The sequence below is a fragment of the Acetobacter senegalensis genome (assembly GCF_001580995.1).
In the GTDB taxonomy this organism is placed as follows: Bacteria; Pseudomonadota; Alphaproteobacteria; order Acetobacterales; family Acetobacteraceae; genus Acetobacter; species Acetobacter senegalensis.
On the sequence record NZ_LHZU01000112.1, the window covers coordinates 12,204 to 36,496 of the forward strand.

A 24,293-nucleotide genomic window follows, 5' to 3' on the forward strand; every position below is an offset into this window, starting at 1 on the left:
GCAGCATGCACGCCGCCTGAATGATATCAGGCAGCTTCAATAATCTGCGTAAAGGCCCCTTCTCCGCGCATCACGCGCCCGAAAGACCCCGGCTCACCAATGTTGAAGACAATAATAGGCAGCTTGTTTTCACGCGCCAGACTAATGGCGGCAGCATCCATAACATTCAGCTGATTGGCCAGCACATCCATATAGGTCAGTTGCTCGTAGCGCACCGCAGCGGCATCCTGCTTGGGATCAGCCGAATAGACACCATCAACCTGCGTGCCTTTCAGCAGCACGTCACATTCCATTTCCGCAGCCCGCAAAGCGGCTGCTGTATCGGTTGTGAAGAACGGGTTTCCGGTACCAGCCGCAAAAATAACCACTCGCCCTTTTTCCATATGCCTGACAGCCCGCCGCCGGATATAGGGCTCAGCGATGGATGACATATGAATGGCGGACATCACACGGGTTGTAATCTGTTCGCGTTCCAACGCATTCTGCAAAAGCAGCGCGTTGATGACAGTCGCCAGCATCCCGGCATAGTCACCCTGGGCGCGGTCCATGCCCTTTGCGGCTGCGGCCAGACCGCGGAAAATATTTCCGCCACCCACCACAAGGCAGACTTCCACGCCACCCCGAACAACATCCGCCACATCGTTGGCAATCCGTTCGACCGTTTTCTGATCAACCCCGAAGGCACCGTCACCCATCAGAGCCTCACCAGACACCTTGAGCAACACCCGTTTGCGGCTTGGCGTTTCGCCTGTGGAAGCAGTCATTGGCCCTCGATCACGCAGTACAAGTCTGAAATTAGGCCCTGCTCAGCTAGGGGGCAGGGCAAGCTGCCTTCTCTTATCCTTCATACGCCGAGGCCACAAGCCGGGAGCACTGCCTTATGGCACATCATCCAGTCCGATCGCGCGCAAACGGGCGCGTTCTTCATCCCATCCGGAGCGTTCTTTCACGTTCAGAAACAGATGGCAGGGCCGTTCCAGCAAAGCCGAAAGCTGCTTGCGGGCGCGCTCACCAATCTGGCGGATTTTCTGCCCGCGCTCACCAATCAGGATTGCCTTGTGCCCTGCACGGGAGACATAGATGGTCGCGTCAATCCGCACTGAACCATCCGGCCGTTCCTTGTAACTTTCCGTCTCGACCGTTGCGCCGTAGGGCACCTCCTCATGCGTCTGCATGAAAATCTGCTCCCGCACCAGTTCCGCTGCCAGCAAGCGGTCCGGCAGATCTGTCAGATCATCTTCCGGGTAAAGATACGGCCCTTCCGGCAGATTTTCTGCCAGACGATCAAGCAGATCATCCACCCCGCTGCCAGACCGTGCGCTGACCATGAACACATGTTCAACAGTCAGTTTTTCGGTAATGGCCGCTGTAAGCGGAAGCAGAACCTCCGGTGTGACCAGATCCGTCTTGTTCAGCACCAGCCAGATCTTGCGTCCGGCCTTGGCCAGCCGATCAATGATTTCTGCCACCGCCTCCGTCAGGCCCGATTTGGCGTCCACCAGCAATAATGTGATGTCTGCATCATCCGAACCAGTCCAGGCTGCCGCCACCATGGCGCGATCCAGCTTGCGGCGCGGACGGAAGATACCGGGGGTATCCACCAACAGAATCTGCGTATGCTCACGCATGAGGATACCCAGCACCCGAAAGCGCGTGGTCTGAGCTTTGGGGCTGACAATGGAGAGCTTTGCTCCGGTCATGCGGTTCAGCAAGGTGGATTTGCCCGCATTGGGGGCTCCCACCAACGCTGCAAACCCGCACCGTGTTGTTTCAGCCATGACGTGTGCCTTCCAATTTTTCAAGCAGACTGGCGGCTGCGGCGCTTTCCGCCGCACGCTTGCTTCCAGCACGCCCTTCTCCGCTCTGCCCACCCGCGCGAACTTCCACCACAAACAGGGGGGCATGTGAGGGACCATCTGCCCCTATTGTTTCATAAACCGGCAGAACCTGCCCCCGCGCCAGAACCCATTCCTGCAACGCAGTTTTAGGGTCCTTCGGGGGGCGCGCTTGCGCATCAAGCATAGGTTTCCAAGCCTGACGCACAATTTTGCGTGCAGGGTCAAGGCCGCCATCCAGAAACACGGCTCCCAGAACGGCCTCTAACGCGTCCGCCACCACACTGGCTGTTGCCTGCACGCCAACACGCGCTTCATGCGCCGCAACCGTCAGATAACCCGCCAGCTCAAAACGATCAGCGATTTCCGCCAATGTGTTTCTGGAGACCAGATGCGCCAGCCGGGAACCCAACGCCCCTTCCTGCTCATCAGGGTAACGCTCCAGCAGCCATTCCGCCATCAGGAGCCCCAGAACGCGGTCTCCCATAAACTCCAGCCGCTCGTTGGAGCCTGCACCTTTGGTTTTCTGTGAGCGCCGCCGCCCACCCGCGTTCTGATAAGCAGCAGAACGATGGGTCAGCGCCTCATGCAACAAGGCAGGTTTTACAAAGCGATATCCAAGCCGTTGCTGCAGGGCTTCCGCCGCAGGATGCAGATCTACACCGGCACGGTCGCGGCTCACGTCACACTCCGAAGTAGGCGCGCCCACCGGATTTCAACCGGCCAGTACCAGAACTGCCATCCCGGATGGGCGGAATCGATTGAGAAAAACACCCGCTGCGCTTTTCCCACCAGATTTTCCATAGGCACAAAGCCCAGATCCTTCGGGCCGTCTCCCATGAAGCGGCTATCCGCACTGTCATCACGGTTGTCGCCCATGGCAAAGAAATAACCCGGCGGCACAACATAATCCGGCGTATTGTTCTGCGTGCCATCATCCATCAGCTTGAGCACCTGATGCGCGACCACCCCAGCCCCATCGCTGGCAGGAAGCTGCTCCTCACAGGCCTCCCCTTCCATGGAAACCTGAGATTCATCCACGGCTGTATAGGGATGCGGACCAACACAGGGCACAGGCTTGTCATTCAGATACAAATGCCCCGCCGTTACCCGAATATGATCACCCGGCAGACCGACAATCCGTTTGACGTAATCAACCGAGGTATCTTTGGTGAAACGGAAGACAGCGACATCGCCCCGATGCGGGGCGCCGGGCCAGATACGCCCCTCAAACAGATTAGGGGAAAACGGCAGGGAATATTTTGAATAGCCGTAGCTGTATTTGGAGACCCAGATGTAATCACCCACCTGAAGAGTGGGAATCATGGAGCCTGACGGAATCACGAAGGATTCAAACAGGAAGGTCCGTACCACGGTAACAATCAGAACCACCACAATGATGGTTCGTGCATATTCAAGAATAACCTGCCCAGTTGATGCGGGACGATCCACGCCTGCCTCTGAGGGAGGATGTTCCAGTTTGGTCATGTCCTGCATCGCCTGTTTTGCATTCGTTCTAATAAAGAGAAATCGTGAGGGATGAAGCCGTGCCCCCTCCCCGATGTCAAGCCGAAGTCACCGAGATAATGACCTCCGCAAAAGCGTAAGGAGGTTCATCCGTCATGCTCAACACCAGATGAGAGCGACATCCTGCTGGTATCAGCGCCGCAAACCGCATCTGCGCCGCACCTGTCAGTACCAGAGTAGGCTGCCCTGACGGCAGATTATCCACCCCGATCAGACTATGCGCCACCCCTTGAGCAAATCCTGTCCCCAAGGCCTTGGCGCAGGCTTCCTTGGCGGCCCAGCGCTTGGCGTAGGCACCTATACGCGCCTGCCCGGAACGACGCTCCGCCCGCGCCCTTTCTACAGGTGTAAAAACACGCTCAAGAAAACGGGGGCCAAACCGCTCTATCGCTTTCTCAATCCGGCGCATGTCGCACAGGTCCACCCCGGCGGCAATCACCGTCATACCCTTACACTCCCGCCAAAGGATATCATGGTTTTCATGAACGCGCCCTGTCGGCCTGCGCAATGCCCGGCGCAGCCCTCAACCCCGCGATAACAGACGAGAGATGCCGAAGATCACGCACTTCCACATCTACCAGAATCTCCATGAAATCGAGCTGCCGGTGAACAATCTTGAGGTTCACCATGGAGGCATCACTCTTGGAGAGGGCGTTGGTAATGGTAGCCAGAACTGAAGGCTCGTTTTCCGCCACGATTGAAATGCGCCCCACCCGCATTTCCGCCGCACCCACGCGGGCCATGGCGTCATAATCCCAGTCCACATCCAGAAAGCGTTCTGGCGTGGCGGCAAAGCTTTCCAGCGTCTGGCAGGTACGAGTGTGAACGGTTACGCCCTTGCCGGTTGCAACCACCCCCACAATCCGGTCTCCCGGCAACGGATGGCAGCAGGCGGCAAAATGGACGGCAACTCCGGGGCCAAGTCCGACCAGAGGGATACTTCCGCCCGAACGCCGCCCACCACCAGACGCTGGCGCAGGAGCACGCGGACGGGGGCCAGCCGTACCCAGCACACCCGGCAAGCCCGGCACCATACGCGGTGCGCGTGACGCCCGGCGCAACTCCGGATAGGCCGCATACACCACATCCCGCGCGCTCAGATTGTTGTTGCCAACCGCAACATACAGATCCTGCAGGGAGCTTTGTTTCAGGCCTTTCAGGGTTGGTTCAATAACCTTTTCAGACCCATCAACCCCTTCCTGCCGGAAGGCCTTGGCCAGAGCAGCACGCCCGTTATCCAGATAGGTCTGCCGCTGCTGTGCCGCCACATAACGGCGGATGCGTGCGCGCGCCTTGCCGGTGACCACAAACCGCTCCCACGAAGGGGACGGAGCCCCCCCGCGTGCGGTCATGATTTCAACCTGATCCCCGTTCTGCAATTCATGCCGCAGCGGCATCAGGCGGCCATTGATCTTGGCGCCTACGCAGGAATCCCCAATCTGGCTATGCACGGCGTAAGCAAAATCAACGGGCGTCGCCCCGCGCGGCAGCGAGATAAGCTGCCCCTTGGGGGAAAAGCAGAAAACCTGATCCTGATAAAGTTCGAGCTTGGTGTTTTCGAGAAATTCGTCTGGCGCGGAGGAGGCTTCCAGAATTTCGAGCAGATCCTGCACCCAGCGCGGACGCCGGAAGCTGGCGGGACCGCTTTCATCCTCTGCCGTGCCTTCCTTGTAAGCCCAGTGCGCGGCCACCCCGTTTTCTGCCACATCATGCATGGCAGACGTACGAATCTGTACTTCTATCTTCTGGTTACGCGGAGACCGCAGCGTCACCCCCGTGTGAAGGCTCTGATATCCGTTGGCCTTGGGGGTTGAGATATAATCCTTGAAGCGGCCAGCAATAACGGGATAGGCGGCATGCACCGCACCCAGCGCCATGTAACAATCTTCCCGCGTTTCCACAATCACGCGAAAAGCCATGATGTCTGAAAGCTGTTCAAACGCCACATTCCGACGCTGCATTTTCTCCCAGATGGAATAGGGAGATTTCTCCCGCCCTGAAACATGGACGTTTTTCAGGCCGGCTTCATGACACAGGCGCAGCAACTCGCGCCGCACTTCCTCAATAACATCAGCGCCCTGGCCACGCAGATAGTTCAGACGCGCCCGGATGGTGACATCTGCTTCTGGCTCAAGCTGAGCAAAAGACAGGTTCTGAAGTTCTGTCTTGACCCGATCCATACCGATACGTTCGGCAAGGGGGGCGTAGATATCCAGCGTTTCCCGCGCAATACGCTGGCGGCGGTCCACACGTTCCACAAAATGCAACGTGCGCATGTTGTGGAGACGATCTGCCAGTTTGACCAGCAGAACGCGGATATCCTTGGACATGGCCAGCACAAGCTTGCGGAAATTCTCCGCCTGCTTGGTACGGTCAGACTGAAGTTCCAAGCGTGTAAGCTTGGTCACCCCGTCCACCAGATCTGCTACCGTATCCCCAAACTGGGCCCGCAGATCATCCTGCGTTACGCCGGTATCTTCAATTGTATCATGCAGCAGCCCGGTCAGGATGGACGGCACATCCAGACGAAAGCCCGCCAAAATCATGGCAACGGCCAAAGGGTGCGTTATGTAGGGATCGCCATTGTCACGAAGCTGGCCCTCATGGGCTTTCTTCGCGACAGCAAAGGCTCGGCGGATAAGGTCAACATCAGCGGCAGGTGCGTACTCACGCACCACGTTGACCAACCGCTCGCAGTTCACATCACCGCGCCCGTTTTTTTCGGGCACAGCGGCAACAGCGTTGCCATCTTTCACCACGGCAGGCAGTGGCGCATCAGGCCTCCCGGCCTCTACCACAGGAACAATTGTCCCCGTCTGGTTTTCGCGCCCTGCCTGCGTCACACGCTCTTACCGACGAGCGCGGCCGCTCAGAGCTGCTTCAACAGCGCCAGCATCATCAGCGGCTTCTTCTTCAGGGGAGACTTCCTGCAGACCAAAGATGTTCTGCTCGGTCGGCACCAGATCCTGTACTTCTTCATCCACAGGTTCGGGTTCGGGCTCACGGGCCTGAGAACGGATCAGATCGTTGCGCAGATCAGACAGCTTGACCGTTTCATCCGCAATTTCACGCAGCGCCACAACCGGATTCTTGTCATTATCACGGTCGATGGTAAGCTCTTCACCACGAGAGATATTACGGGCGCGCTGGGCCGCGTACAGCACCAGTTCAAAACGGTTCGGGACTTTCTCTACGCAGTCTTCGACGGTGACGCGGGCCATTACGAAGAGCCTCCAGACAATTCAGCTACAAGATATAGAAAGAACATATTACCTCATCCCCCGACCACAAGGAAGAGGCTATTCCTGAATTTGCCGGATTTCCTGCCCTGCAACTTGCGCCAGCATGGCCTCCAGCCTCTGCCCGGTAGCCGGATGAACCCAGTCCGGCATCACATCGCGCAGCGGGAGCAGGACAAAAGCACGCTCATGCGCACGGGGGTGCGGCAAAGTAAGATGAGGCAGATTCTGACACAATACATCAAAGGCTATAATATCGAGATCAAGTGTGCGGGCTGCATTGCGCACTGACCGTTCGCGCCCAAAATCCAGCTCCACCTGCTGTAATGCCGCCAGCAAGGCGTCGGGCGTCAGGGTTGTGGTCGCGCGGATCACACCATTTATATAAGGAGGCTGCCCGGATGGCGGCACAGGCGCACTTTCATACCAGCGTGAGACCCCAACAACATGCAACCCTGGGAGGGCGCGCAACGTTTCAACTACCTTATGGCATGTTGTTAATGCCTCCTGCCCGCCAAGCGGCAGATTAGCCCCCACTGCAATCAGTACCATTTCCGCACCCTTCCAGAATTTCATGTTTGGTGATATATCTTTTTCCACAATCAGCAGTATAGTTATGTAGTGCCAAGTGTTTTGTGTCCGAACCTGGCCCCAATTTTAACGAAATTTCACAATACCTTTGGGTTATATATTAAAGGACGACCACCAAATGAATCTGAAAAAAGATGAAAGAACCTGTCTTTTTATTGACGGTTCCAGCCTTTATTCTACCTCAAGAAGCTTGGGCTTTGATGTCGATTATAAAAAACTTTTAGATTTCTTTGCCTCAAAGACGCACGTTATCCGCGCGTATTATTACGCTGCCATTCTTGATACCGAGGATTACTCCCCCCTCAAGCCGCTGACTGACTGGCTGTCCTATAACGGCTATTTTCTGGTTACAAAGCCCGCGCGCGAATTTACCGATGCAACAGGCAAGCGTCGCGTAAAAGGGAATATGGAAATAGAGATCGCCGTCGATATGATGGAAATGGCGCCTCATATTGATCACGCCATCCTCTTCACGGGTGATTCCGATTTCCGCCGGGTGGTGGAAGCTGTGCAGCGGCAAGGCACTCGCGTTTCTGTGGTTTCTTCCATGCGTTCAAGCCCGCCACTGATTGGGGATGATCTGCGCCGTCAGGCCGATAACTTCCTGGAGCTGGCAACCTTGGGTGCAAACTTCACGCGCCGCCAGACGGAAACCCCGACCCGTACCCGCACGGCTCCGCCCCCTGTGCGTCACCCGGCCGACCAGTTGAGCGAACCTGAAGAAGAAGATCCGCTCACCTGAGCACGCGTCAATCCGTACCCTTTTCTCCACCCGACAGAAACAGTTTACCTAACCCAAGACGGTATGGCTGTTTCTGTTAGCCTCCCCAACAAGTCAGACTCTTTAGGTCGTTGATTTAAAACCCCCTTCCGGTTTCTTTAAAAAAAATTTCAGAGTCACGGAAAAATATGGGGTGCTATGCGTTTAAAGCAACTCTAAGATGTCGCCATATCAAATGGTGATAGAGATTTCTCTGACTGCTTTAATTTGGAGCCGCTTATATGCCCACATGTTCTGAAGCCCGATCCAGCCTCCTTTCGCTTCTTCGCGGCGTTGAACATTTCAATACCGAGGTGTTCCCGGCAAAAGAGAAACTGTTCGCCTCTCTGGCGAGCGGCCAATCTCCGGACGCCCTGTTCATTGCCTGCGCGGATAGCCGGATCAACCCCAACCTGATTACCCAGACTGAGCCGGGTGATCTCTTTATTCTGCGCAACATTGGCAACATTGTTCCCGCGTATGGCGAAATGCTGGGTGGCGTTTCTTCCGCCATTGAGTACGCAGTCCTAGGGCTTGGTGTCTCCGCCATTATTGTGTGCGGTCATTCTGACTGCGGCGCCATGAAAGCCCTTCTCGCTCCCAAAAAGAGTGGGCTGGACAGCATGCCGACCGTGGCAACATGGCTGCGCAACGCAGAAGCGGCCCGTGCCTCCATGGGAGAGTTAAAGGCAGAAGACGCTGGCCCATCCAACGTCCGCACTCTTTCTGAACGCAATGTGCTTCTCCAGATTGCACACCTGAAAACACACCCCGCTGTTGTGGCAGGGCTGGCGCGCGGGACACTCTTCCTGCAAGGCTGGTTCTATGACATCGGCTCGGGCGAAATCAGCATTCTGGATGAACAGACACGCACTACCGTTTCCATCCCGGAAACAATCAGCCGACTGGAAAGCGAAGCAGCCTGATAACAGGTTAGCAGCGTTCCAACACACCAAGGCGGGGCTCAGGCCTCGCCTGACCTGCTTTTACCCCGCTTATGGTTTTCTGGTGTTTTTGGTGCTGGCTATTGTGCTGGCTGCCACACCAACGGCTTATGCCCGCACTCTGAAAATCGCGACCTGGAACATGGACTGGCTGGTGGACGAAAGTCAGCACCCAATCCAACCGTTACCTTCTGACATTCCCCATCGTAACGCAGCCGATTTCACTGCTTTGGCCGGTTACGCGCGCTCTCTTGATGCGGATATTATTGGGGTTCAGGAAGTGGATGCCATCCCTTCTTTGAGCCGTATTTTCCCGCCCGGGCAGTACCAACTCTTCCTGTCCGGCGATCGTGTTACCCAACATACGGGAATAGCCATTCGCCAAGGCCTAACTGTTACACGCAACCCCGACGTAACGGAGCTTGATGTTTCAGCAGGAGCACCCCATCCACTGCGGAGCGGCCTGGATTTGACGGTACATGAAGGCACAACCAGCCTGCGGGTTCTGGTTGTGCACCTAAAAACGGGCTGCTGGGATAATCCGCCAGAAGAAAGAAAGCACGCCTGCCCCCTTCTGCTCCAGCAGTTTGCCGCTCTCAAAAACTGGATTGCCGCTCGACAGGACGCGAAGGACGCATTCCTGATCATGGGAGATTTTAACCGGCGCCTGACCCCTCATGATCCGCTTTTTCTTAGTCTTCTTCAAAGCGGTCCACTGCGCCTGACCACGGCAGGCCACGCTAGCCCGTGTGAAGGGGGCACCTATTTTATCGACCATATCCTTCTGGGCGGCCCCGCCATGCAATGGGAAGAAAAAAACTCTCTGCGCGTTCTGGTTTATCGGGACACTGGCCAAGCCATTCTCTCCGACCACTGCCCGGTCTCACTCCGGCTGTCCATACCTTCAAAATAACAGGGGTACCGCCCTGCCATTTAGGGGATTTTATTAGGCGCGGTCAGTTACCACCTCTCTCCTGTGTATTTGCCTCGAAATTACGAAGCTATCCGCCTGCCCGAGATCCCATTCTGTCAAAAAAGAAAGGCTGCTCCGGTTTCCCGAAGCAGCCTTTTCTATAACCACAATCTCTATGGTGTGCTTTTTAATGCACTCGGCCCGCAGCGGCTGGTCGGCCACCACCTGACCGCCCGCCAGCACCACCGCGCGGCGGACCACCACGGCCCCGGCCACCAGCACCGCCACGCGGCGGACCACCGCGCCCACGGCCACCGCCACCACCCAGAACAGGGGGGCGCATAGTAGAGTTTTCAGCATCCATGGAATGCCACGGATGATCACGCACAACCGGAATGGACTTACCGATCGTCTTCTCAATATCGCGCAGCCATGCCCGCTGTTCCGGATCACAGAAGGAAACGGCCCAGCCATCACGCCCCGCACGCGCCGTACGGCCAATACGGTGAACGTAGCTTTCCGGCACATTCGGTAGATCGTAATTGAAGACGTGACTGACATCATCCACGTCAATCCCGCGAGCAGCAATATCGGTCGCCACCAGCACTTTCACGCTGCCAGCCCGGAACCCCTTCATGGCGCGTTCACGTGCACCCTGGGATTTGTTGCCGTGAATGGCTTCTGCCACGATGCTGTTTTTGTTGAGGAATTCCGCAACCTTGTTGGCTTCATGCTTCATCAGCGTGAACACCACAGCGCGAACCACCTTGGGAGATTCCACCAGAGTCAGCAGCGCATCGCGCTTGTTTGAGCCATCCACAAACATCACAGCCTGCTGGATACGATCCACCGTGCTGGAGGGCGGCGTTACTTCCACCTTTGCAGGATCATGCAGCAGCGAGCTGGCCAGATCGGCAATGCTGCGCGGCATGGTGGCAGAGAACAGCAGCGTCTGCCGTTTTGCCGGCAGGAAGGTCATGATACGGCGGATGTCGCGCACAAACCCCATATCCAGCATACGGTCTGCTTCATCCAGCACCAGAACTTCAAGCGCGGAAAGATCAATATAACCTTGGCCGATCAGGTCCAGCAGACGGCCCGGAGCCGCCACCAGCACATCCACACCGCGGCGCATGGCTTCAACCTGCCGCCCCTGCCCGACACCACCAAAAACCACGGCCTGCGTGAATTTCATGTGGCGCGCATAAGCCTTGAAGCTCTCACTGATCTGGGAAACCAGTTCACGCGTGGGGGCAAGAATAAGAACGCGTGCTTTTTTAGGGCCCGCAGGTTTGGGGTTCTTCAGCAGATGGTCCAGAATCGGCAGAGCAAAAGCCGCCGTCTTCCCGGTGCCGGTCTGGGCGAGACCAAGCAGATCACGCCCGGCCAGCAAATGAGGGATGGACTGAGCCTGAATGGGGGTGGGGTTTTCATACCCCTCCTCAGCAAGCGCCTTCAACAGGGGCTCAGCAAGCTTCAGATCGGAAAACGTAGTCATCAGGGCAAAAACCTCTTCGTGCTGCCTGAAAAACGAGACGAAATCACCCCTTTTCAGTTGCGCACCTTGAACTTCAGCCTACACACCGCCTATTTCTCACTCGAAACAGCCGTGCACGTGCATGCATGAACTTTTTGTAACAAATGGTGGCAGCGTCGTTCATTTTCTGGAAATCTTTTTGAAAACTCTGCCCTCGCCATCCAGTATATAAGAGGACTTTTCTGGTCCCGCAAGCCTTCCGTACCATTTTGGTCCTAAAAGAAAGTCTTTAAGAGCACAGCTTCGTTCTTTTTTATGTTAGTTTTATTTTGACATAAATTACGGCCGCTATGCAAAATCTTTAGATATCTGAAATAAAGTTTCCAAAACAAAGGAAAGAATTAGCGGAGTAAAAGTTCTCTTAATTTGCAAACAATCTAACAAATTTTTAAGAAGAAACTTTGGCAAGGAAAAGCGTTACCCCTCACTATTTTTTGTTACAACGCGTTTTCACTGAGAACTGATAGACTGCCTTGCCTTTCCAAGTACTGCGAACCCTCTGTTACAGGGTTCGGAAGAGCAAACGCGGCGTCATGCACGCATCCCCTACCCGTTGCCTATTTTGCAAAGTGAACACCAAGGAAAGCCCTTCCACACGGAAGTGATTACACTGCCGCTTAGATCAGCGCCTTGCCTTGGAAGAGCTATTGAGGACGCTATTCAAACTGATGCTACCGTGCCTCTTGCTGCCGGACTTTCATCTTTTACGTGGAAGGGCCTTTTACGGCTCACAATCCTCTTTACGCCCCAGCAGAAACAGGGCCTGTTCACCAAACAGATTAGCCAGCCGGATGGAGCGTCGCCATGGTGCGCGTTCCCCGTCTTCATCCACGGCCATCCATTTCTGCACGCAGTATCCTTCCTCCTGACACAAGGCCAGAAAGTCCCGAATGGTACAGGGATGGATGTTCGGCGTGTCGTACCATGGCGTATGCCAGACGGTCGTCATGGGCATCCGCCCGCTGAACAGCAACATCAGCCGTAATTGCCAGTGCCCGAAATTCGGGAAGGAAACAATGGCGTGTCGGCCTATGCGTAACATCTGGCGCAGCACCTCACGCGGACGCTCCACAGCCTGCAACGTCCGCTGCAACACCACATAGTCAAACGCACCATCGGGATAATGGGCAAGATCGTGGTCGGCGTCGCCATGCACCACGGGTAATCCATGCGCCACGGAGCGCGTCACCTCACGCATGTCAATTTCAATGCCACGCGCATCACAGCCCCGAAGCCGGAACAGATGATCAATCAGCGTACCGTCTCCGCTGCCAATATCCAGCACACGGGTTCCCGGTTCAATCATTTCGGCAATCAGCCGTTGGTCAAGACGCATCAGCGCAGTCCCGCATGTTCGGCAACACCACACAGAAAACCGCGTACCGTGCGGTCAAAATCCGGTTCATCCAGCAGAAAGGAATCGTGCCCCTTGTCTGTATCGATTTCCACAAAGGAAACGTTGGCGGCAGCCTGATTCAAAGCCCGCACCAGATAGCGGGCACTTGAGGTCGGGAACAGCCAGTCAGACGTGAAGGACACCACACAGAACCGCACCGGGGTTCCTGCAAAGGCAGCGGGCAGTTCCCCATCATGTTCGGCGGCCAGATCAAACCAGTCCATGGCCCGCGTGATGGTGAGATAGGAATTGGCGTCAAACCGCCGCACAAAGGCAGACCCTTGATAACGCAGGTAAGATTCCACCTCAAAGATATCACTGAACATGGAGAGGGAGGCCTCTGGCGCTTCCGCGTTGGAAGGGTCCTTGCGCACCCGCCGACCGAACTTGCGGGTCAACGCTTCCTCTGAAAGATAGGTGATGTGCGCCATCATGCGGGCCACAGCCAAGCCCCGTGCGGGTACCACGCCATGCTCCCAGTAGCGGCCGCCATACCAGTCCGGATCAGCAAAAATGGACTGCCGCCCCACTTCATTGAACGCAATATTCTGTGCGGAATGAAACGGAGACGTCGCAATAGGCATCGCGGCCAGCATCATGTGCGGATAGGTCACGGCCCATTCCAGCACCTGCATACCGCCCATGGAGCCGCCCACCACAGCAAACAGACGTTCAATGCCCAGATGCCGCACCAGCATATATTGCGCGCGCACCATGTCCCGAATGGTGATGGGGGGAAAATCCGTGCCCCAACGCTCAACGCCGTCGCCTTTTTCATCCGAACGCACTGACCGCGGCCCTGTGCTGCCCATGCAGCCACCCAGCACGTTGGTGCAAATAACAAAAAAGCGGTTGGTATCAATCGGCAACCCCGGCCCCACCATGCGCGTCCACCAGCCGGGCTTGCCTGTCAGCGGGTGGGTTTCCGCCACATACTGGTCCGCCGTAAAGGCATGACACACCATGATGGCGTTATCGCGCTTTTCTGAAAGGGTGCCGTAGGTACGGTAAGCAACATCGATCGGAGCGAGATGCACCCCACATTCAAGATCCAGCCCTTGCGGGAAGGTGATGTGAGGATGATCGCCAACATCAAGAGGCGCTGTGCTGTTCATGGCTGGGTTAACAACTCCGGCAGAATGCCATCCGACATAAGCTCGGAAACAGGACGGATCAAGTACGCCTTATGCGGAAGAGGCCCTCCCCCTCTGCATAAGGCCTGACGAGAAAGACAAAAGAGCGCCCTTAGCCATCCATCTTGAGTGCGGCGAGGAAGGCGCTTTGCGGGATTTCCACCTTACCAAACTGCCGCATGCGCTTTTTCCCTTCCTTCTGTTTTTCCAGCAGCTTGCGCTTACGGGAGATATCACCGCCATAGCATTTGGCCGTCACATCCTTGGAAAGTGCGCCAATGGTTTCACGCGCAATCACCTTGCTGCCAATAGCCGCCTGAATGGCGATCTTGAACAACTGGCGGGGGATCAGGTCCTTTAGGCGGGCACAGATCGCGCGGCCACGGGTTTCTGCGGCAGACCGATGCGCAATGAAGGAAAGAGCATCAACGGGCTCCTGATTCACCAGAATGGAGATGCGCACCAGATCGCTCTCCTCATACCCATCCATCTGGTAATCAAAGCTGGCGTAACCGCGGGTCAGGGACTTCAGGCGATCATAAAAATCGAACACCACTTCGTTCAGCGGCAGGCGATAAACCGCCATAGCCCGATTGCCCACATACGTGAGGTCCACCTGCACACCGCGCCGTTCTGTACACAATGTCAGCACCGCGCCCAGATATTCATCCGGCACCATGATGGTCGCCTTGATCCACGGTTCATCAATCCGCTCAATCAGGGACAGATCAGGCATATCCGCCGGGTTGTGCAGTTCTTCCTGCTGCCCGTTGGTAAGAGTGATGTGATACACGACGGACGGTGCCGTGGCGATCAGATCCAGATCGAACTCGCGGGACAGGCGTTCCTGAATGATTTCCAGATGCAGCAAGCCAAGGAAGCCGCAGCGGAAGCCAAAACCCAGCGCCGCTGATGTCTCTGCCTCATAATGGAAGGAGGCATCATTCAGGCGCAGTTTGGAGAGGCTGTCCCGCAGCTTTTCAAAATCATCCGCCACAATGGGGAACAGACCACACCAGACCACCGGAATGGAGGGCTTGAAGCCTGTCAGAGCAGTTGCCGCCGGGCGACGATCATCCGTAATGGTGTCACCCACGTTACAGTCGGCCACGGTCTTGATGGCGGCGTTGATATAACCCATCTCGCCCGGACCGAGGCTTTCCACTGCCATCATGCGCGGGGCGAACACACCCACCTGATCAATCTGATGCACAGCGCCGCTGGACATCATGCGCATCTTCATGCCCTTCTGCAGGCGACCTTCCTTGACACGTACAAGCACGATCACGCCCAGATACGGATCATACCAGCTATCCACCAGCATGGCCTGAAGCGGCTTTTCAGCATCGCCCGTGGGCGGCGGCAGGCGGGTGACAACGGCTTCCAGCACGCCTTCAATATTCAGGCCGGTCTTGGCTGAAATTTCCACAGCGTCATCAGCCGGAATGCCGATCACTTCTTCAATCTGCGCCTTCACCCGTTCAGGTTCTGCCGCAGGCAGATCAACCTTGTTCAGCACCGGCACAATTTCATGATTGGCGTCAATGGCCTGATACACGTTGGCCAGTGTCTGCGCCTCTACGCCCTGTGAGGCATCAACCACCAGCAGGGAACCTTCACACGCGGCCAGAGACCGGCTGACTTCGTAAGCGAAGTCCACGTGTCCGGGCGTGTCCATAAGGTTCAGCACGTAGGTTTTCCCATCCTTAGCCGGATAAGTCAGCCTTACGGTCTGCGCCTTGATGGTGATCCCGCGCTCGCGCTCCAGATCCATGTTGTCGAGCACCTGATTGGTCATCTCGCGGGCGGTCAGCGCTCCACAAGCCTGAATCAGGCGGTCAGCCAGAGTCGATTTCCCATGATCAATATGAGCGATGATCGAGAAATTGCGGATGAGCGAAAGAGGTGTGTCGGTCATGATGCCCCCTTTAAGCGATACGGAGACAAAAGTCAGCCAGTTCCACGCGGCCCAGCCCCTGTTTTGCTGTAAATTTTTCAGCACACCAGCAGAGGCTCGTGCTTCCAGCATCCACAAGTGGGACTACGCTATACTGTCACCATGATAATACGCTGCACCAACACCCCCTCCGCATGGTCTGGCACCAGCACGCGGTTCGGGTTTTGAGCATCCCCCGCCCCCACCTCTGAACCGCCCTCCGAGCCGAAAGACAAAGGCACATCATCTCCAGCTCCCTCCTCGCCTGACCATCTGGAAGCCACCTCCTGAACAGTGCTCGAGGGAGAAAACGGCCCATTCCCGCCGAAGGGCATAATACCGGGAGGGAACAGTCCATCCCATATACCGACCACCGGCTCCGCATCCGACCGAACCATCAGAACGCGATCAGACCATCGGGGTGGTAGGTCAGGCATCACGACAAGAGAACTACCCTCGCGCAGAATGGGCTCCATGCGGTCTGTATCAATCCGCACCGCATACGCGCCCAAGGGAGCCGCACCCGGCAGAGTGATATCTTCCCACTCCAGCCCGGCAGGATGACCCGCTTCATTGAAAAGCCCGGCCCCTTTCAAGCGAGACAGGGGCAGACTCCGCATGCGATGAGCCGTTTGGCGTTGATCTGCCGAACCTTCACCCCGTTCCAGCTGCTGCCCGAATGTGCTGAGTGAAACACGCAGCACGGCAAGCGCCCTGAGCAGACTGTTCATCGCGGGCCAGCGCACTGCCCCATTGGCCCCAACCCGACGCGACGGATTAAAGGTTGTGGCATCCAATCCGGCGGCGCGTGCAAGGCCAGAAGGCGTAAGCCCCCGTTCCAGCGCCATAGAATCCAGCGCCTGCCACACATCTTCAGGGCGAATCATCGTTCTGAAGGCGTGGCTTTGCGGGTATCGTGGTGATGAGGAAGCGCCTGCGCAATTTTCAGCACTTCGCTGGTATGGCGGGCGGCACCTTCATCCGTCACAAAAAAGCGGCCTTCTGGAGTCTGGTGCACAAAGCCCATCTCCGTCATGCGCTTCAGGCACGGATCATCCCGCAGCCCTGTCGGGCGCCCCACTGATCCGGCCAGACACAGCCGATGCAGGGCAGAGCGGCAACAGGTTTCAAGATAGGGCTCGTTCCACATTGTGCTGAGGATCACCTTTCCCTGCTGCAGAAGCAAGAAAAGATATCACGCTCTCTCAGGCGTGTAGGCCGGGGGCTTCCTGCCCGGTGCGCGCCACATACTCCGTGTAGCCACCACCATACTGGTGAATACCCTCCGGCGTGATTTCCAGAACCCGATTGGAGAGGGCCGCCAGAAAATGCCGGTCATGGGAGACAAACAGCATGGTGCCTTCATAATTGCCGAGCGCGGTAATCAGCATTTCCTTGGTTGCCATGTCCAGATGGTTGGTGGGCTCATCCAGCACCAGAAAGTTTGGCGGATCATACAGCATCAGGGCCATGACCAGTCGGGCCTTTTCACCGCCTGACAGCACACGACAATATTTTTCAATCTCATCACCAGAGAAGCCGAAACCTCCGGCCAGAGCACGCAACGAGCCCTGATTGGCCAGAGGAAAGGCCCGTTCCAGCGTTTCAAAAATTGTCAGATCTCCATCCAGAAGATCCATGGCGTGCTGAGCAAAATACCCCATTTTCACGTTGCTGCCGATGGTTACCGTGCCTGCATCAGGCTTGGTGGTGCCCGCCACCAGCTTGAGCAGCGTGGATTTACCAGCCCCGTTCACCCCCAGAATACAGCAGCGCTCACCCCGGCGGATAAGCAGATCAAGCCCTTTGTAAATAACCCGGCTGCCATAGCTTTTGTCCACACCCTGGAAATTGGCCACGATATCCCCTGAGCGCGGCGCAGGTGGAAACTCGAAGCTGAGGGTCTGACGCCGTTTTGGCGGCTCCACCCGGTCAATTTTTTCCAGCTTTTTCACGCGGCTCTGCACCTGTGCAGCGTGCGAGGCCCGCGCCTTGAAGCGTTCAATAAAGCTGACTTCCTTTGCCAGCATGGCCTGCTGGCGCTCAAACTGCGCCTGCTGCTGCTTCTCGTTCAGGGCGCGCTGCTGTTCATAAAACTCGTAATCGCCAGAGAAGCTATTCAGGTTTCCGCCATCAATTTCAATCACCTTGTTGATGATACGGTTCATGAACGCACGGTCATGCGATGTCATGAGCAGCGCACCATCGTAACCCGCCAGAAACTGCTCAAGCCAGATCAGGCTTTCAAGGTCCAGATGGTTGCTTGGTTCGTCCAGCAGCATCACATCGGGGCGCATGAGCAGAATACGGCCCAGAGCCACGCGCATTTTCCACCCGCCGGAAAGAGCGCCCACATCGCCGTCCATCATTTCCTGGCTGAAACCAAGGCCGTGCAACACTTCACGCGCCTTGCCTTCCAGCGCGTAGCCGCCCAGATCTTCAAAACGGGCCTGAACCTCACCAAAGCGTTCAATAATACTATCAAGCTGATCAAACTGCTCCGGGTCCGCCATGGCCGTTTCCAGTTCAGCCAGTTCTGCGGCAACCTCCGCTACGGGGCCTGCACCGGCCATCACTTCCGCAACAGCAGTGCGCCCGGCCATTTCCCCCACATCCTGACTGAAAAAGCCGATACTCACACCGCGATCAATCAGCACCTGCCCTTCATCGGGCTCATCCTGCTTGGTGATCATGCGGAACAGCGTGGATTTCCCCGCCCCGTTTGGCCCGACCAGACCAACTTTCTCCCCTTTCTGCAAGGCAGCCGAGGCTTCAATGAAAATCAGGCGCTGGCCGTTATGCTTGCTGATGGTGTCAAGACGGATCATCGGGTCCTCGTGGCTGGATCGTTCCGCGCACTTACCCCTAACCGGCGCGAAAGGTAAACCGTATCAACCCGTAAATACGCTCCGAAAATAGGCTTCAAGGTCTGTTGGGCCCTTATGGAGTGGTGCAGAATGCTCACAAGGCTGCTCAAGAAACAGCTCCGTCATATGCGCGTATGATCTGGCTGCCTGTTGGGAAAATCCGTGCTGCCGATAGTACGCCAGCCAATCTGCCTTCGGGATGGAAGTAGCCTGTATCGCCCGGCCGAAAACCTGAGTGAAAACTGCGGCAACATCACGCGGCGAATAGTTATGCGGGCCTTCGCACGCATAAAGACCCGTTTCCTCGACAGAAGACATAAGAAGCTGCGCACCCAGCACACCCACATCGTCAGGCGCGACCATTGGCACCTTCTGATCAACCGGCAACACCGTGGAAAACACCCCCGTTTCCTTCGCCTGTTTTGCCAGAGGAACCCAGTTGCTCATGTAATATGCGGCACGCACACAGCATAAAGGTGCACCGAGGACGCGGGCCCTTTCCTCAAACTCATGCAGCACCCCAAGGTCTCCGCAATGCGGACCTGGTTGCACGCCGTAGGTGGACTGCAAGACGATTTTTTCAAGGGATACGCCCTCAAGCGCAGCAAGAATAGACTGCACAGAACGGCGTTCCTCCGTATCCGTATCAGCCGCAACATTTGCTGGCGGGTTCAGCAGAAAAGCGCGCGTGACAGTCTTGAAAACAGCCGCCAGAGCGGGCGTATCCAGAACATCCGCAACAGCAGCAGAGGCTCCCTTCTGCCGCCATGCCTGCGCTTTTTGCGGGTTGCGCGTCACAACTGTCACGGGCTGCCCCGCCGCAAGCAGGGTATTGGCAACAGCGCGGCCGACATGCCCTGTTGCACCAAGCACTCCATACATATTCTGCCCCTGTTTCCTGAACACACAATCAGATCCGGTTCTTCATGAGCGCCATGAAGGCTTGCATCCATCTGCAACCCGAAAGACGTCGATCTCTACCTGTGCGCTTTATCCTGCCTTGTGGGGGCTGTCTAAAAACTCTGTCCAGTCAATCTGGTGATGTTGAAGCACGCTGCCCTCCGAATAAAAAAGGGGCGAACAGCTTGCCCTGCTCGCCCCTTTTGCGCCGTTACGTGCCGTAATGCGGCTTACTGCTTGGTTGACGCATCCGGCAGTGCGTAGGCCACAATATAGTCGCCCAGCTTGGTGCCAAAGGAACCGTGGCCACCATCAGCCGTGACCACAAACTGGCGGCCATTGGCTTCATACGTCATGGGGGTAGACTGACCACCGGCGGGCAGACGGTCCTGCCAGAGCTGCTTGCCGGTCGTGACATCATACGCGCGGATGTAATAATCCGCCGTGGATGTCAGGAACGCCACGCCACCCCCGGTTGTCAACGGTCCACCAAGGGAGGGGATACCCACCTTGAAGGGCAGCGGCAGCGGAGAGCTGTCGCGCACGGTGCCGTTCCGGTGCATCCACATGATCTTGTTAGTCTTCAGATCAATCCCAGCCACGTAACCCCAACCCGGCTGTTTGCACGGAATGCCCAGCGGGGAGAGGAATGCGTGCAGGTCCACGCCATAAGGCGTGCCATATTGCGGCTGCACACCCGTTTCTGAACCAGAGGGACCGCCAGAAACCAGCCCCGGTTGTGCCGGGTTACCCGGCCCACGCGGAATAAGCGTAGAAACGAACGGGATGGCGATAGGGTTAGCAAACGCCACCTGCCGCACAGGGTCAACAGCAAGACCGCCCCATTCAAACATGCCCAGATTACCGGGGAACACCAGTGTTCCCTGCAGGGATGGCGGCGTGAAAGGCCCTTCATAGCGCATCCGCTTGAACATGATGCGGCAGACCATCTGGTCCAGCATCGTGCCGCCCCACATGTCTGCGTCGGTCAGGTTCTTCTTGGGCCGGAACGTCAGCTCGGAAAACGGCTGTGTGGCTGCCAGATGGTCACCCGGTGCAGCTCCCTGCGGCACGGGTGTTTCCGGAGCCGGCACAATCAGGTGTCCGTTACGGCGGTCCAGCACAAAAATGTTGCCGGTTTTGGCCGGCGCGTACAGTGCAGGCACAACCGTTCCGTCTTTCTGACGGATATCCACCAGACTGGGCTGAGACGGGATATCCATATCCCACAGATCATGATGCACAGTCTGATAGAACCAGACCTTCTCACCCGTATCCCCATTCAGGGCCAGAATACCGGATGCATAACGCTCCTGATCTGCCGAGCGATGCCCACCCCAGATATCTGGCGTTGCAACACCTGTGGGAATGTAGATCAGGTTCAGTTTGGCATCATAGGCAGACGTGATCCAGGAATTGGGGGAGTTCGGCACGTAATGGTGCGTATTCGAGGGCAGTTCGTTCGGGTTGGGGTTGCCTGCATCAAAGGCCCACACCAGTCGGCCGCTATACAGATCATACGCCCGCGTTACGCCTGAGGGTTCATGCGTTGAGTAATTGTCCGTCACTGCACCGGAAACAATAACCACCTTGCTGGTGACAACCGGCGGAGATGTGGGTTCATAAAAGCCCAGTTCGCGCATCGGCATGCCATCAGTGAGATCAACCGTACCCTCCGTGCCAAAGCCGTGGCAGGCTTCACCCGTTTCCGCATCCAGCGCAATCAGCCGACCATCATTGGTGGGCAGGAAGACACGGCGGGAACATTCTGTTGGCACCGGAGAACCATCAGCCGTTACATCCCCTTCATGCGCTTCGGCATAGGAAACACCACGGCAGGTCATGTGCTGGAAGCTGGGATTGTATTTCAGCTTCGGGTCATATTTCCACTTTTCCTTGCCGGTTGCGGCGTCCAACGCAAACAGGATCTGATGTGGAGAGCACAGATAAAGCGTATCCCTGATTTTGATGGGCGTGACTTCATCCGTAATTTCGCCGGGGTCATTCGGGGTCTTGAGGTCATGCGTGCGGAACACCCACGCCACCTTCAGATCCTTCACGTTGGCCGGCGTAATCTGTGTGAGCGGTGAATAACGGTTGCCGAACTGGGTGCGGCCATAAGCAGGCCAATCCGCTGCCGGGGCTTCTGCCACATCGCCCGGGGTTACGGCGGGCCCCTGCTGTGCCACTGTTGGCAGAGTGCCTGCCAGATCCTGCGGGTCCTGCGTCAGCGCATAACCATAGACGGCCAGACCGGCCACAATGCCCACAGCCAGCGGCACGCGGTTTGCCGGGCTGGCTGGCAGCAGCTCACGCGAGACAAACGGCAATAGAAGCAGCAGGCCCAACGGCAGAATAACGTCTCCACGCGGTGCCAGAGCCCAGAAATCAAATCCGGCTTCGGCCACGGACCAGATGAGGGTGGCAAACACCAGCGCCGCGTAAACCCACAGCGCCTCGCGCCAGCGCTTGAGCAGCATGATGGCTGTAATCAGCAGCACAATGCCGCTCAACAGATAAAACCAGGAGCCACCCAAAGCCGCCAGCCACGCTCCGCCGCCCGCCAGATACAGACCCAGCAGTACAAAGATCGTAATGGTTAAGTTCAGGAGCAACCCGGACCGGGAAGAGGATGATGGCATGCAAATCAACCATGAATGTTAGGAGGAATGTGGAATAGGAATAGCCCACTTCATAAAAGAACTGAATGATTGTTTCGGAAAAATCCGAAAAGAAGGTCCCTCCAGATGAAGCACATCCTCACAAGCGTGCGTAAAATGTGCCTGTATTTCTTTTAGAATCCAAATAAATGACGATCGGTCAGCACTCAAAAAACTGACGGTTCACACACGCGTTTCGTCTGAATGCGCAGTGGGATGCCTGTTTTTGTGCTACTGCTGCCCCCCTACTTCCCCCCCCCATCAAGGCAAAGACTGATGCGCACCATCCTGCTGAAAAACGCCCTGCGTCTGGTAACAATGAACGCCCAGAGAGAAGAACTGGAAGGCGGATGGCTGCTTGTGCGGGGGAAACAGATTGCGGCCATCGGGTCTGCCACGGACCCGTTGCCCCAAGCTGATGAGGTGTTGGACATGACGGGCCACGTCGTCATGCCCGGCATGGTGAACACCCACCACCACATGTACCAAACCCTCACGCGCGTTATTCCTGCGGCGCAGAACGCATCACTGTTCGGGTGGTTGCAAGCGCTCTATCCTCTTTGGGCCGGGCTGACACCCGAAATGATCCGTGTGTCCACCTGCACCGCCATGACCGAACTGCTGTGGTCCGGCTGCACCACCACCAGCGATCACCTTTACCTGTTCCCCAACGGAAGCCGGCTGGATGATCAGATAGAAGCCGCTACCCAGATGCGTATGCGTTTTCATGCCGCCCGAGGCGCCATGAGCGTGGGGGAAAGCAAAGGCGGCCTGCCACCAGACAGTGTAGTGGAAGACGAGGTGGCTATTCTGGCTGACACCCAGCGCGTGATTGAAGCGTTTCATGACCCGCAGCCTCTGGCCATGCAGCGTGTGGTGGTGGCCCCCTGCTCGCCTTTCTCTGTCAGTCGGGATCTGATGCGTGAAGCCGCCGCGCTGGCACGGGCCACAGGCACCATGCTGCACACGCATCTGGCCGAAAACAGCAGTGACATTGCCTACAGCCGCCAGACATTCAACATGACACCCGCCGAATACGCGGAAGATGTGGGCTGGATTGGGCCGGACGTATGGCACGCCCATTGCGTCAAGCTGGATCAGGCGGGCATCAGCCGTTTTGGGGCAACGCACACAGGCATGGCCCATTGCCCGTGCTCCAACATGCGGTTGGGTTCCGGCATTGCTCCGGTGCGGCAGATGGTGGCCGCTGGCATGCGGGTTGGGCTGGGCGTTGATGGCTCGGCTTCAAACGATGGAAGCCACATGCTGGGAGAAGCGCGACAGGCCATGCTCCTCGGCCGCCTTCTGGAAACCGAGGATAACCGCCCCATGATGCAGGCGCGCGAGGTGCTGGAGCTTGCCACCCGTGGCGGGGCCGCCGTGCTGGGCAGAAAGGACATTGGCCATCTGGCCCCAAGCATGGCAGCGGATATTGTGGCCTTTGATCTGCGCGGCATAGACCATGCGGGCGCGCAATCAGACCCCGTGGCCGCACTGGTATTCTGCGCACCGCAACGGGTGGCGTGCTCCATCGTCAACGGGCGTGTGCTGGTGCGGGATGGCGCGTTTGTCAGCCATGATCCCATCCAGCTTGCGGAACGCCACAATGCCCTCGCCCGTCAACTACTGGAAAAGGCGTAAAGAAATCCTGAAGCAGTATATCACCCGCTCTGTGTTCACAAAGCAGCCAGAAAACCCGTAATCGTGCCCGATGTTCTGAACAGACATGGCCTTTCGTGCGTTTGAGGGCACACGATTATCCGCGAGGTGACTTTCTTCATGATGCGTTCTTTTGCTGCCGCCCCTATCTGCCATGACTATACTCATACAAGGAAGGCGCGCAGCCTGTTTGCCCGCACGATGATGGGATTAGGAGCACTGGCCACCTGCATGATGACATCCTCTCCGCACAGCCACGCTGCCAGCGCCTTTAAGCATAACGCTTTTGGCACCCTTTCCTCTGGCCAGAAAGTGCAGCGCTATACGCTACGCAATGCGCACGGCATGAGTGTGCAGTTTCTCTCCTATGGCGGGATCATTACCGCCATTACGGTG

Annotated in this window: 21 protein-coding genes and 1 pseudogene; 5 read left to right on the top strand and 17 right to left on the bottom strand. The window is 56.9% G+C overall.

Translation table 11 applies throughout. From position 1 onward, the window contains the following. Positions 1–26 precede the first annotated feature (26 nt). The 8 genes from pyrH to folK all read right to left on the bottom strand — a co-directional run bounded on the left by pyrH (position 27) and on the right by folK (position 7,177). Positions 27–764, bottom strand: a complete 738-nt coding sequence (pyrH, locus tag AD948_RS04855) for a UMP kinase (protein ID WP_006557446.1) — start codon at positions 762–764, stop codon at positions 27–29. 114 nt (positions 765–878) lie between these two features. Further along, positions 879–1,778 (bottom strand): GTPase Era, encoded by a 900-nt coding sequence (gene era, locus AD948_RS04860; protein ID WP_058988433.1) that lies wholly within the window; start codon positions 1,776–1,778, stop codon positions 879–881. Then, positions 1,771–2,517 carry a ribonuclease III gene (rnc, locus tag AD948_RS04865; protein ID WP_176373050.1) on the bottom strand — a complete coding sequence of 249 codons (747 nt, stop codon included), beginning with the start codon at positions 2,515–2,517 and terminating at the stop codon, positions 1,771–1,773. The genes era and rnc overlap by 8 nt, the downstream gene beginning before the upstream one ends. Next, on the bottom strand, positions 2,514–3,323 hold the full coding sequence (gene lepB / locus AD948_RS04870; protein WP_061470961.1) for a signal peptidase I: 810 nt from the start codon (positions 3,321–3,323) through the stop codon (positions 2,514–2,516). Before lepB ends, rnc begins: the two co-directional genes overlap by 4 nt. Before the next feature lie 76 nt (positions 3,324–3,399). Then, positions 3,400–3,807, bottom strand: coding sequence for a holo-ACP synthase (gene acpS / locus AD948_RS04875; RefSeq protein ID WP_061470953.1), 408 nt, complete (start codon positions 3,805–3,807; stop codon positions 3,400–3,402). Positions 3,808–3,841: 34 nt separating this feature from the next. Beyond that, complete coding sequence (locus tag AD948_RS04880) at positions 3,842–6,130, bottom strand: RelA/SpoT family protein (RefSeq protein ID WP_269109316.1); 2,289 nt, start codon at positions 6,128–6,130, stop codon at positions 3,842–3,844. Positions 6,131–6,211: 81 nt separating this feature from the next. Further along, a complete protein-coding gene (gene rpoZ / locus AD948_RS04885; protein WP_006557452.1) occupies positions 6,212–6,583 on the bottom strand; it encodes a DNA-directed RNA polymerase subunit omega in 372 nt (123 codons plus the stop codon). Between the two features lie 78 nt (positions 6,584–6,661). Continuing rightward, positions 6,662–7,177: a 2-amino-4-hydroxy-6-hydroxymethyldihydropteridine diphosphokinase gene (gene folK, locus AD948_RS04890; protein WP_061470954.1), complete on the bottom strand. Its 516-nt coding sequence runs from the start codon at positions 7,175–7,177 to the stop codon at positions 6,662–6,664. Between the two features lie 133 nt (positions 7,178–7,310). Here folK and AD948_RS04895 point away from each other — a divergent pair, with 133 nt between their 5' ends. From AD948_RS04895 to AD948_RS04905, 3 genes are all read left to right on the top strand, one after another. Next, positions 7,311–7,934, top strand: coding sequence for a LabA-like NYN domain-containing protein (locus tag AD948_RS04895; RefSeq protein ID WP_006557454.1), 624 nt, complete (start codon positions 7,311–7,313; stop codon positions 7,932–7,934). A 260-nt stretch (positions 7,935–8,194) separates the two neighbouring features. Then, positions 8,195–8,878, top strand: a complete 684-nt coding sequence (locus tag AD948_RS04900) for a carbonic anhydrase (RefSeq protein ID WP_006557455.1) — start codon at positions 8,195–8,197, stop codon at positions 8,876–8,878. Next, positions 8,811–9,809 carry an endonuclease/exonuclease/phosphatase family protein gene (locus AD948_RS04905; protein ID WP_248845920.1) on the top strand — a complete coding sequence of 333 codons (999 nt, stop codon included), beginning with the start codon at positions 8,811–8,813 and terminating at the stop codon, positions 9,807–9,809. The genes AD948_RS04900 and AD948_RS04905 overlap by 68 nt, the downstream gene beginning before the upstream one ends. Before the next feature lie 187 nt (positions 9,810–9,996). Here AD948_RS04905 and AD948_RS04910 read toward each other — a convergent pair whose 3' ends face one another. From AD948_RS04910 to AD948_RS04950, 9 genes are all read right to left on the bottom strand, one after another. Continuing rightward, the gene (locus AD948_RS04910; RefSeq protein WP_006557458.1) at positions 9,997–11,307 is read right to left on the bottom strand and encodes a DEAD/DEAH box helicase; all 1,311 of its coding nucleotides are present in this window, start codon (positions 11,305–11,307) and stop codon (positions 9,997–9,999) included. 760 nt (positions 11,308–12,067) lie between these two features. Continuing rightward, a complete protein-coding gene (gene metW, locus AD948_RS04915) occupies positions 12,068–12,682 on the bottom strand; it encodes a methionine biosynthesis protein MetW (RefSeq protein WP_006557459.1) in 615 nt (204 codons plus the stop codon). Then, a complete protein-coding gene (gene metX, locus AD948_RS04920) occupies positions 12,682–13,857 on the bottom strand; it encodes a homoserine O-acetyltransferase MetX (protein WP_035378062.1) in 1,176 nt (391 codons plus the stop codon). The genes metW and metX overlap by 1 nt, the downstream gene beginning before the upstream one ends. 130 nt (positions 13,858–13,987) lie before the next feature. After that, positions 13,988–15,793, bottom strand: a complete 1,806-nt coding sequence (gene lepA / locus AD948_RS04925; RefSeq protein ID WP_035378060.1) for a translation elongation factor 4 — start codon at positions 15,791–15,793, stop codon at positions 13,988–13,990. A gap of 128 nt (positions 15,794–15,921) precedes the next feature. Beyond that, complete coding sequence (locus AD948_RS04930) at positions 15,922–16,698, bottom strand: helix-turn-helix transcriptional regulator (protein ID WP_061470955.1); 777 nt, start codon at positions 16,696–16,698, stop codon at positions 15,922–15,924. Next, a complete protein-coding gene (locus tag AD948_RS04935) occupies positions 16,695–16,961 on the bottom strand; it encodes a hypothetical protein (RefSeq protein ID WP_035378058.1) in 267 nt (88 codons plus the stop codon). The genes AD948_RS04930 and AD948_RS04935 overlap by 4 nt, the downstream gene beginning before the upstream one ends. 55 nt (positions 16,962–17,016) lie before the next feature. Next, on the bottom strand, positions 17,017–18,639 hold the full coding sequence (locus tag AD948_RS04940; RefSeq protein WP_006557464.1) for an ABC-F family ATP-binding cassette domain-containing protein: 1,623 nt from the start codon (positions 18,637–18,639) through the stop codon (positions 17,017–17,019). A gap of 63 nt (positions 18,640–18,702) precedes the next feature. Then, on the bottom strand, positions 18,703–19,560 hold the full coding sequence (locus tag AD948_RS04945; protein WP_061470956.1) for an NmrA family NAD(P)-binding protein: 858 nt from the start codon (positions 19,558–19,560) through the stop codon (positions 18,703–18,705). 248 nt (positions 19,561–19,808) lie between these two features. After that, positions 19,809–22,220, bottom strand: a complete 2,412-nt coding sequence (locus tag AD948_RS04950; RefSeq protein ID WP_061470957.1) for a glucose/quinate/shikimate family membrane-bound PQQ-dependent dehydrogenase — start codon at positions 22,218–22,220, stop codon at positions 19,809–19,811. 294 nt (positions 22,221–22,514) lie between these two features. Between AD948_RS04950 and AD948_RS04955 the strand changes: the two genes are divergently transcribed. Together AD948_RS04955 and AD948_RS04960 are read left to right on the top strand one after the other, a co-directional pair. Next, a complete protein-coding gene (locus tag AD948_RS04955) occupies positions 22,515–23,879 on the top strand; it encodes an 8-oxoguanine deaminase (RefSeq protein WP_082782305.1) in 1,365 nt (454 codons plus the stop codon). Between the two features lie 138 nt (positions 23,880–24,017). After that, positions 24,018–24,293: pseudogene (locus tag AD948_RS04960) on the top strand (galactose-1-epimerase); the annotation flags it as partial.